Here is a 15,443-nt window from a genome sequence, read left to right as displayed (position 1 = left end):
CAAGCGACTGGTCCGATGGATAGGGTCCCGAACTAATGGCAGCAGGACGAGGGCGGCGCGCGGCGGCCGAGACGTTCCCGGCCCGGTGGAAGATTCAGTGGCACCGGGCCCGCGTCGGCCTGCGCAGAAGCGCCGTCGACTACTTCCGCGGTGACGGCTCCGACTGGATCGCGCTGGCCGGTCTGCTGCTCACCGTCCCGCTGATCGCGGTCACCACGCTGGCCAACCCGGTGTGGTGCTCCCCGGCCGCGCTGGTCCTGCCGATCGTCGCGGGCGGCCTGCTGCTGCGCCCGGCCAGCCTGCTCGGCCTGTACGCGGCCGCCGCGACCGCGCTGATCGTGGAGTCGATCCAGCTGGGCCCCTACACCGAGGGCCCTTCCCGGGTCACCCCCGGTGTGGTGCTCGTGGTCGCCGCGTGCGGGATGTTCGGACTGCTGATCGCCCAGTTCCGCAGCCGGGTCGGCGTGCCGTGGCGGCGCGGCGGCACCATGCTGTTCGACCTGCGCGAGCGCATCCGCACCCAGAGCCGGCTGCCCAAGCTCCCCGCGGGCTGGCACCGCGAGATGGCGCTGCGCCCGGCCGGCGGCCAGTCCTTCTCCGGCGACTTCGTGGTCGCGGCCCGCACCAACGGCGGCCGCACCCTGGAGGTCGTGCTCACCGACGTCTCCGGCAAGGGCATGGACGCGGGCTCCCGCGCCCTGCTGCTGTCCGGCGCCTTCGGCGGCCTGCTGGGCTCGCTGCCGCCGCACGCCTTCCTCCCGGCCGCCAACGGCTATCTGCTCCGCCAGGACTGGGACGAGGGCTTCGCGACCTCGATCCACCTGGTCCTCGACCTGGACTCGGGGGACTACGAGCTGTACTCGGCCGGGCATCCGCCGGGCCTCCAGCTGAGCGCCGGCAGCGGCCGCTGGGAGGAGAAGGCGGCCGAGGGCCCCCTGCTCGGCGTGTACGAGGGCGCCCAGTTCGACCCGGTCAAGGGCTCGCTGCGGCCCGGGGACGTGCTGATGCTGTTCACGGACGGCCTGGTGGAGACCTCCGACCGGGACATCGTCGAGGGCATCGACCGCCTCACCGGTGAGGCCGACCGCTATGTCGCCGGCGGCTTCCACGGCGCCGCCTGGCACCTCATCGAGGCCGTCGCCAAGGACGTCAACGACGACCGGGCCCTGCTGCTGATCTGCCGCGAGGGCCCCACCGCCCAGGTACAGGCCCAGGTGCAGGCCCAGGCACACGCACAGGCACAGGCGCGCTCCACGGTCCGCTGAGACACTGGCGGGGTGACCGAGACCCCGCGCACCCTGCCCCTCACCGAGGTGGAGGCGCTGGCCCGCGCCGCCCACCAGGGCCAGACCGACAAGGCCGGCCGGCCCTACACCGAACACCTCCAGGCCGTCGCCGAGGGGGTCCGCGCCCGCGGCGGCGACGACGAGCAGATCGCCGCCGCCTGGCTGCACGACGCCGTCGAGGACGCCGCGCTCCCCGAGCAGTGGCTGGCCCAGGCCCCGCTGAGCGGGCGTACGAAGGACATCGTGCGGGCGGTCACCAAACGGGCGGGGGAGCCGCCGGAGGCCTACGCGGCCCGGATCCTCGCCACGCCCGGCGCGCTGCTGGTGAAGGAGGCGGACCTGGCGCACAACGCCGACCCGGACCGGCTGGCCGTCCTGGACGAGCCGACGCGGAAACGACTGACCGAGAAGTACGCGCGGATGCGGGCACTTCTCGGTCTCGGTGGGTGACGCCAGGGCGAACCGGTCTCAGACGCGGGCGGTTTCGCGCGTGCTGTCGCTCTTGTCGCTCTTGCCGGGGTTGCCGCCGCTTTCGCCGTTCTCGTTCTGGCGGCGGTCGCGGGCGAGTTGGGCCGCGTCCTGCTTGAAGGCCCACTCCATCTTGGGCTCCATGGCGAACCGGAACACCCGCTGCACCGGCTTGGTGCACAGCAGCGTCACGACCACCGCGGCGACCGCGCTCACGAAGATCTGGCCGAGCGGCCGGTGCAGCCAGTCGTGCTCGAACCAGCCGCGGTACTCGCCGGCCTTCACCACGAAGCCGTGCAGCAGATAGCCGTACAGCGTGCCCGCGCCGAGCGCGGTGAACCACAGGTGGCGGCGCGGCACCCAGGCGAAGAAGCAGGCGGTCAGCACCAGCGAGCAGCCGAACATCGCCAGCACCATCACCGGTCCGACCCACCACTGCACACCCAGCTCCTGGGCGGCGTCACGGTGGTAGAACCAGGCGGTGTTCATCCGCGGCACGGCCCACCAGCCGACGGCCAGCGCCACCGCGAAGACCGGCACCGAGGCGATGCGCACCGAGCGCCGGCGCACCATATGGAAGTGCTCCGGCTTCATGCACAGGCCCAGCACGAAGTACGGCAGGAACTGCAGCACCCGCTGGAGGTCCAGGTCGTTGCCGATCTCCGGGGTGACCGAGGCGGCCATCGCCAGACCGAGCGCGATCGGCAGCGGCCAGCGCACCAGGTTCCAGATCGGCGTGGTCAGCCGCCACAGGAACAGCGCGACCAGGAACCAGGTGAGGTACCAGGGGTCGAGCAGGCTGATCTCCTGGCCCGGGTCGTGGTCGACCACGCGCTTGAACAGCGGATAGGCCGTCTCGAAGAGGATGTACGGCACGGCGACGCCGGTGATGAGCCGCTTGAGCCGGCTCGGGCGCATGTCGAAACTGCGGGAGAAGAAGCCGGAGATGATGATGAACGCCGGCATGTGGAAGGTGTACACGACCGTGTACACGCCCTCCAGGATGCGGCTGTCACCCTTCAGCGGCTCCCAGGCGTGGCCTATGGCCACCAGCACGATCGCCAGGTACTTGGCGTTGTCGAAGAACGCGTCGCGCTGCTTGCCGGACTGCGGGCTCTGCGGTGAGCGCGGGCTCGGCACTCCCGATGCCGGCGACTGTGCCGGTGGAAGCGGCGCCCTGCGGCGGGAGGAGGCGGCGTGAAACATCTGAGGCACCCTAGCGTCGTCTGTGGGGTCCCGTAAAACCCTGGACGTCATTCTTGGTTTAAAGCTCGGCTACCCCAGTTTTACGCCGGCTGTCATTGCCTCGGGCGTGATGGTCGACACAGGGCCGGGCCGATGAAACCGCAGGTGAAATGGGCTCTTGGGGACAATTCGATTTATCTGTGCACATGTTGTGTGGACATGGAAACCACCCTGTTCCATTCCTGTCGCGCTCATGCCCGGCAACGGCTCCACGGCCTCCCGCGGGACGGCCGTTGACGCCGTCCGACGGGTCCCGGCACGACACAGTCGTCACCGACGTTGCGTCACGAACCGCATAGGGCGGCCTGGTTGGTGGCACGATGGTTCTGGCGGGGGTGTGCGGGGCTGGCGTCCCCCGGCCGGGAGAGCGGACCGTCCGGAGGGTGTGATCTGTTGTGGCCATTTCACTGTCAGTGGTGCTGCTGTTGGCGATCATTCTGGTGGTGATGATCCGCGGCGGCTCGATCAAGGCCGGACCCGCGGTCGTGGCGATCCTCTTCGGGTTCTTCCTCGCCTCGTCCGGCATGGCCCCGTCGATCAATCGTTTCCTCAACTCGATAGCGGAAATGATCAACTCGATCAGTTTCTGAGCGTCTGCCCCCGAACGCGCCCGGAACACATTCCGGGAACGCCGCAGGGCCGGTCGGAGGATCACACCTCCGGCCGGCCCTGAGCGGTACCGAGCGGGCGACGGGAATCGAACCCGCGTAGCCAGTTTGGAAGACTGGGGCTCTACCATTGAGCTACGCCCGCACACAGCGCGCCGCTGGTCGGGTGACCGCGGCACTGCAGGCATCGTAGCGGGTCGGTCCGCCTCGCCGCACACCCCTTCCCGCGCCGCGCCGGTTCCGCCCGCGGAAACGGCCCGCCCGCACCCGCGTAATCCAGCGGACGCGCTGTCCGCGGGCATGTAGCCTACGTGTCGCACCAGACGGGGTGTGGCGCAGCTTGGTAGCGCGTCCGCTTTGGGAGCGGAAGGCCGTGGGTTCAAATCCCGCCACCCCGACCAGCCACACGGTCACCTTCAGTGATCGTCTTCCGCCACCATGTGTGATCGCCTTTTGGGTGGTGTAGCCGCTGCCGTTACTATGCAAGCTGCACGCCCGTGTGTCCGGCCGAGACGGCCTGAGAACTCCTCCGGGCGGCGAAATCCGCCGGACCAGTCTGGCCCCGGCAGAACCCGAGCAGTCAGCCACAAGGAGACCGAACCGTGAAGAGCGCCGTGGAGAACCTGAACCCGACCCGGGTTCGGCTCACTGTCGAGGTGCCCTTCGAGGAGCTCAAGGACAGCCTCGACGCGGCGTACAAGAAGATCAACCAGCAGGTCACGGTGAAGGGCTTCCGCAAGGGCAAGATTCCCGCCCGGGTCATCGACCAGCGGTTCGGCCGTGGCGCCGTGCTGGAGGAGGCGGTCAACGACGCGCTTCCGAAGTTCTACACGGAGGCGGTCAACGAGGCCGAGCTCAACGTCCTCGGCCAGCCCGAGGTCGACATCACGGAGCTGAAGGACGGCGAGACGCTGAACTTCACCGCCGAGGTCGACATCCGCCCGGCCATCGAGATCCCGGACTACTCCGGCATCGAGGTCGAGGTCGACGCCGTCGAGGTCACCGACGAGGACATCGAGAAGTCGGTCGAGCAGCTCCGCGAGCGCTTCGCCTCGACCACCCCGGTCGAGCGCGCCGCCGAGGACGGCGACGTGGTCACCGTCGACCTGGAGGCCAAGGTCGAGGGCGAGGTCCTGGAGGACGGCGTCGCCAGCGGCGTCTCCTACACCATCGGCTCCGGCGAGCTGCTGGAAGGCATCGACGACGCCGTGAAGGGCCTGGAGGCCGGTGGCGAGGCCACCTTCACCTCCGAGCTCAAGGGCGGCTCCGCGGCCGGCAAGGAGGCCGAGGTCACCGTCAAGGTCACCCAGGTCGCCAAGCGTGAGCTGCCGGAGCTGGACGACGAGTTCGCGCAGCTCGCCTCCGAGTTCGACACCCTGGACGAGCTGAAGGCGGACAGCCGCAAGCGCCTGGAGAACATGAAGCAGTTCGACCAGGCCACCCAGGCGCAGGAGCGCGTCCTGGAGAAGCTGCTCGAGCTGGTCGAGGTCCCGGTCCCCGAGAAGCTGCTCGAGGACGAGGTCAACACCCGCAAGCACAACCTCGAGCACCACCAGCTGGGCCAGATGGGCCTGACCCTCGACAAGTACCTGGAGCTCCAGGGCAAGACCGCCGAGGAGTTCGAGACCGAGACCCGCGAGGCCGCGGTCAAGGGCATCAAGACCCAGTTCGTCCTCGACGAGCTGGTCAAGCAGGAGAAGCTCAACGTCAACCAGGAGGAGCTCACCGAGCACCTCATGCGGCGCGCCGCCTCCTCCGGCATGTCCCCCGACCAGTTCGCCCAGGCCGTCGTCGAGCAGGGCCAGGTCCCGCTGCTCGTCGGCGAGGTCGCCCGCGGCAAGGCCCTGGCCGTCGTGGTCGAGGCCGCCACGGTGAAGGACACCAACGGCGAGATCGTCGACCTCGAGGACGAGGACGAGGACGAGGAGGCCCCCGAGGCCGCCGCCGAGACCGCGGAGGCCACCGAGGCCGCGGCCGAGGAGAAGTCCGAGGGCTGAGCCGCGCTCCGGCTCTGACGCGTGACACGACGGGCCCCGGGTATCTGACCCGGGGCCCGTCGGCGTTCCCTGCGCGGCCCGGGACCGCACGGCTCTACGCCCCCGGCGAACACCCCCCTACACGGGATTCCCCGAAGGGAGCACCGCGTTAGGGTCCATGAATACGTAGTACACGTGAGACGGCCCGGCGCCGTCGTAAGACGAGCAGGTGGATACGTGACGAATCTGATGCCCTCCGCCGCCGGCGAGCCTTCCATCGGTGGTGGCCTCGGCGACCAGGTCTACAACCGGCTGCTCGGCGAGCGGATCATCTTCCTCGGCCAGCCGGTCGACGATGACATCGCCAACAAGATCACCGCGCAGTTGCTGCTCCTTGCCTCCGACCCGGACAAGGACATCTACCTCTACATCAACAGCCCCGGTGGTTCGATCACGGCCGGCATGGCGATCTACGACACCATGCAGTACATCAAGAACGACGTGGTGACCATCGCGATGGGTCTCGCCGCCTCGATGGGCCAGTTCCTGCTCAGCGCGGGCACCCCCGGCAAGCGCTTCGCCCTGCCGAACGCCGAGATCCTGATCCACCAGCCCTCCGCCGGTCTGGCCGGCTCGGCCTCGGACATCAAGATCCACGCCGAGCGGCTGCTGCACACCAAGAAGCGCATGGCGGAGCTCACGTCCCTGCACACCGGTCAGTCGGTCGAGCAGATCACCCGCGACTCGGACCGCGACCGCTGGTTCGACGCCCAGGAGGCCAAGGAGTACGGCCTCATCGACGACGTGATCGCCACGGCCGCCGGTATGCCGGGCGGCGGCGGCACCGGGGCGGGCTCCTGAGGGCCGTAGCGGCCTCTCCTTCGGCCCTGACGGCCCCTTGTGGGCCCGACGCCTCCGACGCACCCCAGCCACCGCCCCAGCCTTTTCAGGAGACACCGTGAACGACTTCCCCGGCAGCGGCATCTACGACCGTGCGCGCGCCGAGTACACCGGCCCCTCGGCCGAGTCCCGTTACGTCATCCCGCGCTTCGTCGAGCGCACCTCCCAGGGCATCCGCGAGTACGACCCGTACGCGAAGCTCTTCGAGGAGCGCGTGATCTTCCTCGGCGTGCAGATCGACGACGCCTCCGCCAACGACGTCATGGCGCAGCTGCTGTGCCTGGAGTCGATGGACCCCGACCGGGACATCTCGGTCTACATCAACAGCCCCGGCGGGTCCTTCACCGCGCTGACGGCGATCTACGACACGATGCAGTTCGTCAAGCCCGACATCCAGACGGTCTGCATGGGCCAGGCGGCCTCCGCCGCCGCGATCCTGCTGGCCGCCGGTACGCCGGGCAAGCGCATGGCGCTGCCGAACGCCCGTGTGCTGATCCACCAGCCGTACAGCGAGACCGGCCGCGGTCAGGTCTCCGACCTGGAGATCGCCGCCAACGAGATCCTGCGGATGCGCGCGCAGCTGGAGGAGATGCTGGCCAAGCACTCGACCACGCCGGTCGAGAAGATCCGCGAGGACATCGAGCGCGACAAGATCCTCACGGCCGAGGACGCGCTGCAGTACGGGCTGATCGACCAGATCATCTCCACCCGCAAGATGAACAACGCCTCCGTCCGCTGACGCGGACCCCGTAGGCTATGCCGCCCCTTGGCACGGTGCACGTCAAAGTGAACCCTGCCAAGGGGGGCCCGAACGGGGGGCTCGGCAAGGTACCGTCGGACATAAGGCAGCACCAGGAGCCGCTGGACCTAGGCGTCTCCCAGGCGAAGGGGAAGCACACCGTGGCACGCATCGGTGACGGCGGCGATCTGCTCAAGTGCTCGTTCTGCGGCAAGAGCCAGAAGCAGGTCAAGAAGCTCATCGCAGGCCCTGGTGTGTACATCTGCGACGAGTGCATCGATCTCTGCAACGAGATCATCGAGGAAGAACTCGCGGAGACCAGTGAGGTCCGCTGGGAGGAACTGCCCAAGCCGCGCGAGATCTACGAGTTCCTGGAGGGGTACGTCGTCGGCCAGGAGGCCGCGAAGAAGGCCCTCTCCGTGGCGGTGTACAACCACTACAAGCGTGTCCAGGCGGGTGAGAACGGCGGCGGCAGCGGCCGTGACGACGCCATCGAGCTGGCGAAGTCCAACATCCTCCTGCTGGGCCCGACGGGCTCCGGCAAGACCCTGCTGGCCCAGACCCTCGCCCGCATGCTGAACGTCCCGTTCGCGATCGCCGACGCCACCGCGCTCACCGAGGCGGGTTACGTCGGCGAGGACGTCGAGAACATCCTGCTGAAGCTGATCCAGGCGGCCGACTACGACGTCAAGAAGGCCGAGACCGGGATCATCTACATCGACGAGATCGACAAGGTCGCCCGTAAGAGCGAAAACCCGTCGATCACCCGCGATGTCTCCGGCGAGGGTGTCCAGCAGGCCCTGCTGAAGATCCTCGAGGGCACGACGGCGTCGGTCCCGCCGCAGGGCGGCCGCAAGCACCCGCACCAGGAGTTCATCCAGATCGACACGACGAACGTGCTGTTCATCGTGGGCGGTGCGTTCGCGGGACTGGAGAAGATCATCGAGTCCCGGGCCGGCGCCAAGGGCATCGGCTTCGGCGCGACGATCCGCTCCAAGCGCGAGCTGGAGGCCAAGGACCAGTTCGAGGACGTCATGCCCGAGGACCTGGTCAAGTTCGGCATGATCCCCGAGTTCATCGGCCGCCTCCCGGTCATCACGAGCGTGCACAACCTGGACCGCGAAGCCCTCCTCCAGATCCTCGTCGAGCCCCGCAACGCGCTGGTGAAGCAGTACCAGCGGCTCTTCGAACTCGACGGTGTCGAGCTGGACTTCGAGCGCGAGGCTCTGGAAGCCATCGCCGACCAGGCCATCCTCCGCCAGACCGGCGCCCGCGGCCTGCGCGCCATCATGGAGGAAGTCCTCCAGGGCGTGATGTACGAGATCCCGTCCCGCAAGGACGTGGCCCGCGTCGTCATCACGGCGGACGTCGTCCACTCCAACGTCAACCCGACCCTGATCCCGCGGGACGCACGGGGGCGGGGGGCGGGGGAGCAGAAGACGGCCTGAGCATTCCAGCGACGACGGGCAGGCATCCGAGGCCGGGTGCCTGCCCGTCGGCGTGTCGGACCGGAACCGACCGGATCGAGTCACCGTTCCGGCGGGAGCTTGAGCCGACCCCGTACTCCTGATCGGATCTACCCGACCAAGTCGGACGTGCATTCGAGCGTCCGGCTGCATGAAACGGGAGGAATCCGAATGATTTTCCAGCGGGTCAAGCGCCTGGTCGCGGGGGCCGGTGTGGTGGTGGCCGCAGGGGCGCTGCCGATCCTCGTGGCCTCGCCGGCGAGCGCCACGCAGAGTGCCTGCACCAGCTATGTCGCCAGCCATGGATACTTCGCCGGTCCGAAGGTGAAGCAGGCTTGCGGTTACGGGGCTATCGACACAGGTGTGGGCAAGATGGCCAACCCTCTCTGCATCCAGGCACTGGCGAAGCTCGACGTGCCCGGCTCGGTGTCGATGCCGGCCTGCAAGCGGGCCTGATCCGGAGCTGAGCGCATGACGAAGGCGGCTCGGCTTGGTGCCGGGCCGCCTTCTGTCGTGCGGAGCTGTGCGGGCGTCAGGCCTTGACGCGGACGTCCTTGCGCAGGTCCGCGGTGACCTGGGCGGAGGCCTCCAGGTCGATGCCCTTGCCGCCCACGGCGGGAACGGCCATGCCGATCGTGCTGTAGTCGGCCCACATGCACATGTACTGAGTGTCGGTGGCGCCCGTGACCTCGCTCTTGGCCTGGGCCTTCTGGCACTTCATGACGGCACCGTCGAGACTGTCCGGCTCCACGGATTCGGCGTCGCCGACGAACTTCATGTCGCCGTCGGCTTCCTTCTTCATGTCGGCGAAGGCCGTGTCGATCGCCTTCTCCGGGTCCTTCACCTTGCCGTAGAGACCGACGAACGTCACAGCCTTGGACGAGGCGATCACCGTCGGGTCCTCGAGGGCCTCGGGGTCGGTGAGGTCGATCGTCGAGTACATGGTGCTGACGGCCTTGGCGTCGGTGACGCCGCTCTTCGCCAGGTCCTTGGCGTCGCTCGACGAGGCGTCCTCGGGCTCCTGGTTCTCACCCATGCGCTTGTAGTCGCCGCCGAGCACCGTCTCGGGCGTGATCAGCTTGTGCGGCCCGTCGTCGGCGACGGCGGAGCCGCTGCCGCTGCTGCTCCCCGAGAGGACGAAGTACGCGCCGACCGCGATCGCCGCCACGACCGCCACCGCGCCGACGATCAGGCCCGTCTTCTTCTTGCCGTCGGCCGGAGCCGGGGGCTGGGGTGCGCCGTAGGGGGCCTGGCCGTACGGGGGCTGCTGGGGCGGGACACCCTGCGGGGCCTGCTGAGGGTAGCCGTAACCGGGCTGCGGCTGGCCGGGCTGCTGAGGGTAGCCGTAGCCGGGCTGGGGTGCCTGCGGCTGCTGGCCGTAGGGGCCCGGCTGACCGTACGGTCCGGGCTGCTGGGGCTGCCCGCCGTACGGGCCCGGCTGGTTGTAGCTCATTACTGGGTTCCCCTCCAGAAGCTTATGCGTACCTGACATCCTGGCCCAGCCGGCGCGAACGCACCGCATCGGGGTGGGCACTGTTACGAAGGAATCGGGTTTCGGGACCGCGCCGTGACACCCCTAAACTGAGCCCGTGACCGAGAACACTCAGCAGCAGCCGCCAGCGACCACCACCGAACTGCCGACCCAGTACACGCCGGCCGAGGTAGAGGGGAAGCTGTACGAGCGCTGGGTAGAGCGGGGTTACTTCGAGGCCGACGCGAAGAGCGAGAAGCCGCCGTTCACCGTCGTCATCCCGCCGCCGAACGTCACCGGCAGCCTGCACCTCGGGCACGCCTTCGAGCACACGCTGATCGACGCGCTGACCCGCCGCAAGCGGATGCAGGGCTTCGAGACGCTGTGGCAGCCGGGCATGGACCACGCCGGCATCGCGACGCAGAACGTCGTCGAGCGGGAGCTGGCCAAGGAGGGCAAGTCCCGGCACGACCTGGGCCGTGAGGCCTTCGTCGAGCGCGTCTGGCAGTGGAAGGCCGAGTCCGGCGGCCAGATCTCCGGCCAGATGCGCCGCCTCGGCGACGGCGTGGCCTGGTCGCGTGAGCGGTTCACCATGGACGAGGGCCTGTCCCAGGCCGTCCAGACCATCTTCAAGCGGCTCTACGACGACGAGCTGATCTACCGCGCCGAGCGCATCATCAACTGGTGCCCGCGCTGTCTGACCGCGATCTCCGACATCGAGGTCGAGTACCAGGACGACGACGGCGAGCTGGTCTCGATGAAGTACGGCGACGGGGACGAGACCATCGTCGTCGCCACCACCCGCGCCGAGACCATGCTCGGTGACACCGCCGTCGCCGTGCACCCGGACGACGAGCGGTACAAGCACCTGATCGGCAAGCTGGTCAAGCTGCCGCTGACCGACCGCTCCATCCCGGTCGTCGCGGACACCCATGTCGACCCCGAGTTCGGCACCGGCGCGGTCAAGGTGACCCCCGCCCACGACCCGAACGACTTCGAGATCGGCCAGCGTCACGACCTGCCGTCCATCACGATCATGGACGAGCACGCCGTCATCACCGCGCACGGCCCCTTCCAGGGCCTGGACCGCCTGGAGGCCCGCTCCGCCATCGTCGCCGCGCTGCGCGCCGAGGGCCGGATCGTCGCCGAGAAGCGGCCGTACGTCCACTCCGTGGGCCACTGCTCGCGCTGCAAGACCACCATCGAGCCGCGGCTGTCCATGCAGTGGTGGGTCAAGGTCGGCCCGCTCGCCAAGGCGGCCGGCGACGCCGTCCGCGACGGCAAGGTCAAGATCCACCCGCAGGAGATGGAGAAGCGGTACTTCGACTGGGTCGACAACCTCCACGACTGGTGCATCTCGCGGCAGTTGTGGTGGGGCCACCGCATCCCGGTCTGGTACGGCCCGGACGGCGAGGTCGTCTGTGTCGGCCCCGACGAGGAGCCGCCGTCCGGCGAGGGCTGGCGTCAGGACTCCGACGTCCTCGACACCTGGTTCTCCTCCGGCCTGTGGCCGTTCTCCACGCTCGGCTGGCCGGAGCAGACCGAGTCGCTCGCGAAGTTCTACCCGAACTCCGTCCTGGTCACCGGCTACGACATCCTCTTCTTCTGGGTCGCCCGGATGATGATGTTCGGCCTCTACGCGATGGACGGCACCCCGCCGTTCCACACCATCGCGCTGCACGGCATGGTCCGTGACCAGAACGGCAAGAAGATGTCGAAGTCCTTCGGGAACGTCGTCAACCCGCTGGACTGGATGGACAAGTACGGCTCCGACGCGCTCCGCTTCACCCTGGCGCGCGGCGCCAACCCGGGCGTCGACGTGCCGATCGGCGAGGACTGGGTGCAGGGCTCCCGCAACTTCGCCAACAAGATCTGGAACGCCACCCGCTTCGCGCTGATGAACGGCGCGACGGTCGACGGGCCGCTGCCGGACGCGTCGACGATGTCCTCGACGGACCGGTGGATCCTGTCCCGGCTGAACTCCGTGGTCGCCGAGGTCGACGCGCACTACGAGGACTACCAGTTCGCGAAGCTCTCGGACGCGCTGTTCCACTTCGCCTGGGACGAGGTCTTCGACTGGTACGTCGAGCTGTCCAAGACCACCTTCCAGGCGGGCGGTGAGCCGGCCGAGGTCAGCAAGCGGGTCCTCGGCGAGGTCCTCGACGTCACCCTGCGGCTCCTCCACCCGGTCGTGCCGTTCGTGACGGAGACCCTGTGGACCACGCTGACCGGTGGCGAGTCCGTCGTCATCGCCGAGTGGCCGCAGGACAGCGGCTTCCGGGACGCGGACGCGGAGCGGGAGATCCAGACGCTCCAGTCCGTCATCACCGAGGTCCGCCGCTTCCGCGCCGACCAAGGCCTCCAGCCCGGCCAGCGGGTCCCGGCGAGGCTGGCCCTGGACGGTACGGCCCTCGCGCCGCACGAGGCCGCCATCCGCCAGCTGCTGCGCCTCCAGCCGGAGGGCGAGGGCTTCTCTGCGACGGCGACCCTGCCGGTCGCGGGCGTCGAGGTGGCCCTGGACCTCTCCGGCGTGATCGACGTGGCGGCCGAGCGCAAGCGGCTCGCGAAGGACCTGGCCGCTGCGGAGAAGGAGAAGGCGCAGGCCACGGCGAAGCTCGGCAACGAGGCGTTCCTGGGCAAGGCGCCGGAGAACGTGGTGGAGAAGATCCGCACCCGCCTGGCCAAGGCGGAGGAGGACATCACCCGGATCACCGCCCAGCTGGAGAAGCTGCCGCAGGCGTAACCGCCGATCCGCGGAAGAAGGCCCCCGGTGCCGTGTCGGCACCGGGGGCCTTCGTGTCTCTTTGTCACCACCCCTCCGTAGACTGGCCCCGTGAGCGACAACCCCGGCAACCACGACCAGCCCGACCCCCTCGACCCCTTCGAGGAGATCATCGAGGCGGAGACGACCCGCGACCCGGACCTCGCGGTGATCGAGGCCGGCAGCCGCACCCTGCGCACCCAGGGCGGTGCCCCGCAGGCCGACGTGCCCGCGCGCCCCGAGGACCCGGAGGTCGACCGGGCGCTGCGCGAGGTCGAGACGGAGCTGGCGACCCGCTGGGGCGAGACCAAGCTGGAGCCGTCGGTCAGCCGGATCGCCGCGCTGATGGACGTGTTGGGCGACCCGCAGCGGTCGTACCCGTCGATCCACATCACCGGGACCAACGGCAAGACGTCCACCGCCCGCATGATCGAGGCCCTGCTCGGCGCCTTCGAGCTGCGCACCGGGCGGTACACCTCGCCGCACGTCCAGTCGATCACCGAGCGGATCAGTCTGGACGGCGCGCCGATCTCCGCCGAGCGGTTCATCGAGACGTACCAGGACATCAAGCCGTACGTGGAGATGGTGGACGCCGCGCAGGAGTACCGGCTGTCCTTCTTCGAGGTGCTGACCGGCATGGCGTACGCCGCGTTCGCGGACGCGCCCGTCGACGTGGCCGTCGTCGAGGTCGGGATGGGCGGCTCCTGGGACGCGACCAATGTGATCGACGGCGATGTCGCCGTGGTGACCCCGATCGACCTGGACCACACCGACCGGCTCGGTGACACGCCCGGCGCGATCGCCGGCGAGAAGGCCGGGATCATCAAGCAGGACGCCACCGTGATCATGGCGCAGCAGCCGGTGGACGCGGCGCAGGTGCTGCTGAAGAAGGCCGTCGAGGTGGACGCCACGGTGGCCCGCGAGGGCCTGGAGTTCGGTGTGGTGGCCCGGCAGGTGGCCGTCGGCGGGCAGATGCTGACGCTGCGCGGGCTGGGCGGCGAGTACACCGAGGTGTATCTGCCGCTGCACGGCGCCCACCAGGCGCACAACGCGGCCGTGGCGCTCGCCGCGGTGGAGGCGTTCTTCGGGGTCGGCGCGCAGCGCGCCGAGTCGCTGGACATCGAGACGGTCCGCAAGGCGTTCGCGGCGGTCTCCTCGCCGGGCCGGCTGGAGGTCGTGCGCCGGTCCCCGACCGTGGTGCTGGACGCCGCGCACAATCCGGCGGGCGCGCGGGTGACGGCCGACGCGATCGGTGAGGCGTTCCAGTTCAGCCGCCTGATCGGAGTGGTCGGCGCGAGCGGCGACAAGAACGTGCGGGGCCTGCTGGAGGCCTTCGAGCCGGTCTTCGCGGAGATCGTGGTCACCCAGAACTCCAGCCACCGCGCGATGGACGCCGACGAGCTGGCCGCGATCGCGGTCGAGGTGTTCGGTGAGGAGCGGGTGCAGGTCGAGCCGCGGCTGCCGGACGCGCTGGAGGCGGCGATCACCCTGGCGGAGGAAGAGGGCGAGTTCTCGGGCGGTGGCGTGCTGGTCACCGGGTCCGTGATCACCGTCGGAGAGGCCCGGCTGCTGCTGGGGAAGGGCTGATTCTCATGCGTACGCTGTGTGCTTCGACGCTGATCGGTGAGTTCTTCATCATCGGTTTCGCCGGGTTGGTGGCGATGAAGGACCCCGACCTGTCCATGTCGACGGTGTGGACGGTCAGCGGGATCGCGATGTTCCTGTGCCTGGTGCTGTGCGGGATGGTCACCCGGCCCGGCGGGGTCGCCCTGGGCTGGGCGCTCCAGATCGCGCTGATCGCCTCCGGCTTCGTGGTGCCGACGATGTTCTTCATGGGTGTGCTGTTCGCGGCGCTGTGGTGGGCCTCGGTGCACTTCGGGCGGAAGGTGGACGAGGCGAAGGCCCGGTTCGCCGCGCAGGCGGATTCCGCTCAGGCTGACGCTGCGTGACAGCGGCGCGGGGCCGCAGGGTAGCCTCATCACCCCGCACAACCCTTGTTTTCTAAGGAGTCCGTCGTGACCCAGCGCACCCTCGTCCTCCTCAAGCCCGACGCTGTCCGTCGTGGCCTGACCGGCGAGATCATCAGCCGTATCGAACGAAAGGCCGGCTGGCAGATCACCGCGCTGGAGCTGCGCACCCTGGACCAGGAGACCCTGGAGCAGCACTACGGCGAGCACAAGGGCAAGCCGTTCTACGAGCCGCTGGTGGCGTTCATGTCCTCCGGCCCGGTCGTGGCCCTGATCGTCGAGGGCGAGCGGGTCATCGAGGGTGTGCGCCAGCTGGCCGGCCCGACCGACCCGATCGCCGCCGCTCCGGGCTCCATCCGCGGCGACTTCGGTGTCATCGTCCGCGAGAACCTGATCCACGCCTCCGACTCCGAGGAGTCGGCCGAGCGCGAGGTCAAGATCTTCTTCCCCGGCCGCGCCTGACCCCGCCCGGCCGCCGGGCGGCGGTTCCGGGTGCCAGCGACGCCCTCTTCTGCGAATTTCTCGAGGATTTTCCTGAGGGGGCGTCAGCTCGACC

General features: G+C 69.1%; 14 protein-coding genes and 2 tRNA genes. 13 read left to right on the top strand and 3 right to left on the bottom strand.

The features are described from left to right. The first annotated feature begins 35 nt into the window (after positions 1 to 35). Entirely contained in the window at positions 36 to 1,265 is a 1,230-nt protein-coding gene (locus tag ABT232_RS00910; RefSeq protein ID WP_351833966.1) for a PP2C family protein-serine/threonine phosphatase, read from the top strand. 12 nt (positions 1,266 to 1,277) lie between these two features. Beyond that, entirely contained in the window at positions 1,278 to 1,736 is a 459-nt protein-coding gene (locus tag ABT232_RS00905; RefSeq protein ID WP_351833963.1) for an HD domain-containing protein, read from the top strand. Between the two features lie 18 nt (positions 1,737 to 1,754). Here ABT232_RS00905 and ABT232_RS00900 read toward each other — a convergent pair whose 3' ends face one another. After that, positions 1,755 to 2,960: an acyltransferase family protein gene (locus ABT232_RS00900; protein ID WP_450871611.1), complete on the bottom strand. Its 1,206-nt coding sequence runs from the start codon at positions 2,958 to 2,960 to the stop codon at positions 1,755 to 1,757. Between the two features lie 434 nt (positions 2,961 to 3,394). Here ABT232_RS00900 and ABT232_RS00895 point away from each other — a divergent pair, with 434 nt between their 5' ends. Next, complete coding sequence (locus ABT232_RS00895) at positions 3,395 to 3,589, top strand: hypothetical protein (protein WP_351833959.1); 195 nt, start codon at positions 3,395 to 3,397, stop codon at positions 3,587 to 3,589. 92 nt (positions 3,590 to 3,681) lie between these two features. Here the strand turns inward: ABT232_RS00895 and ABT232_RS00890 are convergent. Further along, a tRNA-Gly gene (locus ABT232_RS00890) sits at positions 3,682 to 3,752 on the bottom strand. A 179-nt stretch (positions 3,753 to 3,931) separates the two neighbouring features. Between ABT232_RS00890 and ABT232_RS00885 the strand changes: the two genes are divergently transcribed. The 6 genes from ABT232_RS00885 (at position 3,932) to ABT232_RS00860 (ending at position 9,144) form a co-directional block, all read left to right on the top strand. Beyond that, positions 3,932 to 4,008, top strand: a tRNA-Pro gene (locus ABT232_RS00885). A 201-nt stretch (positions 4,009 to 4,209) separates the two neighbouring features. Then, entirely contained in the window at positions 4,210 to 5,604 is a 1,395-nt protein-coding gene (gene tig, locus ABT232_RS00880) for a trigger factor (RefSeq protein ID WP_351833956.1), read from the top strand. A gap of 228 nt (positions 5,605 to 5,832) precedes the next feature. Continuing rightward, complete coding sequence (locus ABT232_RS00875) at positions 5,833 to 6,444, top strand: ATP-dependent Clp protease proteolytic subunit (protein ID WP_351834781.1); 612 nt, start codon at positions 5,833 to 5,835, stop codon at positions 6,442 to 6,444. A gap of 97 nt (positions 6,445 to 6,541) precedes the next feature. Then, positions 6,542 to 7,222, top strand: a complete 681-nt coding sequence (locus tag ABT232_RS00870; RefSeq protein WP_351833953.1) for an ATP-dependent Clp protease proteolytic subunit — start codon at positions 6,542 to 6,544, stop codon at positions 7,220 to 7,222. A 161-nt stretch (positions 7,223 to 7,383) separates the two neighbouring features. Next, positions 7,384 to 8,670: an ATP-dependent Clp protease ATP-binding subunit ClpX gene (gene clpX / locus ABT232_RS00865; protein ID WP_351833951.1), complete on the top strand. Its 1,287-nt coding sequence runs from the start codon at positions 7,384 to 7,386 to the stop codon at positions 8,668 to 8,670. A gap of 189 nt (positions 8,671 to 8,859) precedes the next feature. Then, positions 8,860 to 9,144 (top strand): hypothetical protein, encoded by a 285-nt coding sequence (locus tag ABT232_RS00860; protein ID WP_351833948.1) that lies wholly within the window; start codon positions 8,860 to 8,862, stop codon positions 9,142 to 9,144. A gap of 76 nt (positions 9,145 to 9,220) precedes the next feature. On the opposite strand, the gene ABT232_RS00855 is transcribed toward ABT232_RS00860, so the two are convergent. Next, positions 9,221 to 10,141 (bottom strand): hypothetical protein, encoded by a 921-nt coding sequence (locus tag ABT232_RS00855; RefSeq protein WP_351833945.1) that lies wholly within the window; start codon positions 10,139 to 10,141, stop codon positions 9,221 to 9,223. Positions 10,142 to 10,277: 136 nt separating this feature from the next. Between ABT232_RS00855 and ABT232_RS00850 the strand changes: the two genes are divergently transcribed. The 4 genes from ABT232_RS00850 (at position 10,278) to ndk (ending at position 15,349) form a co-directional block, all read left to right on the top strand. Next, positions 10,278 to 12,902 carry a valine--tRNA ligase gene (locus ABT232_RS00850; protein WP_351833942.1) on the top strand — a complete coding sequence of 875 codons (2,625 nt, stop codon included), beginning with the start codon at positions 10,278 to 10,280 and terminating at the stop codon, positions 12,900 to 12,902. A gap of 90 nt (positions 12,903 to 12,992) precedes the next feature. After that, positions 12,993 to 14,507, top strand: coding sequence for a bifunctional tetrahydrofolate synthase/dihydrofolate synthase (folC, locus tag ABT232_RS00845; RefSeq protein ID WP_351833939.1), 1,515 nt, complete (start codon positions 12,993 to 12,995; stop codon positions 14,505 to 14,507). Positions 14,508 to 14,512: 5 nt separating this feature from the next. Beyond that, positions 14,513 to 14,869 carry a DUF4233 domain-containing protein gene (locus ABT232_RS00840; protein WP_351833936.1) on the top strand — a complete coding sequence of 119 codons (357 nt, stop codon included), beginning with the start codon at positions 14,513 to 14,515 and terminating at the stop codon, positions 14,867 to 14,869. A gap of 66 nt (positions 14,870 to 14,935) precedes the next feature. Continuing rightward, entirely contained in the window at positions 14,936 to 15,349 is a 414-nt protein-coding gene (ndk, locus tag ABT232_RS00835; protein ID WP_351833933.1) for a nucleoside-diphosphate kinase, read from the top strand. Positions 15,350 to 15,443: the final 94 nt, after the last annotated feature.

The organism is Streptomyces sp. NPDC001532, assembly GCF_040298625.1.
Taxonomy (GTDB): domain Bacteria; phylum Actinomycetota; class Actinomycetes; order Streptomycetales; family Streptomycetaceae; genus Streptomyces.
The sequence above is the reverse complement of the archived record's forward strand: the minus strand, read 5'-3'. Positions and strand labels throughout refer to the sequence as shown.

Bases quoted from the DNA above. Each gene is read 5' to 3' on its own strand.
- ABT232_RS00910 (WP_351833966.1), top strand. From the start codon at position 36: ATGGCAGCAGGACGAGGGCGGCGCGCGGCGGCCGAGACGTTCCCGGCC.
- ABT232_RS00900 (WP_450871611.1), bottom strand. From the start codon at position 2,960: ATGTTTCACGCCGCCTCCTCCCGCCGCAGGGCGCCGCTTCCACCGGCA.
- ABT232_RS00875 (WP_351834781.1), top strand. From the start codon at position 5,833: ATGCCCTCCGCCGCCGGCGAGCCTTCCATCGGTGGTGGCCTCGGCGAC.
- ABT232_RS00860 (WP_351833948.1), top strand. From the start codon at position 8,860: ATGATTTTCCAGCGGGTCAAGCGCCTGGTCGCGGGGGCCGGTGTGGTG.
- ABT232_RS00855 (WP_351833945.1), bottom strand. From the start codon at position 10,141: ATGAGCTACAACCAGCCGGGCCCGTACGGCGGGCAGCCCCAGCAGCCC.
- ABT232_RS00840 (WP_351833936.1), top strand. From the start codon at position 14,513: ATGCGTACGCTGTGTGCTTCGACGCTGATCGGTGAGTTCTTCATCATC.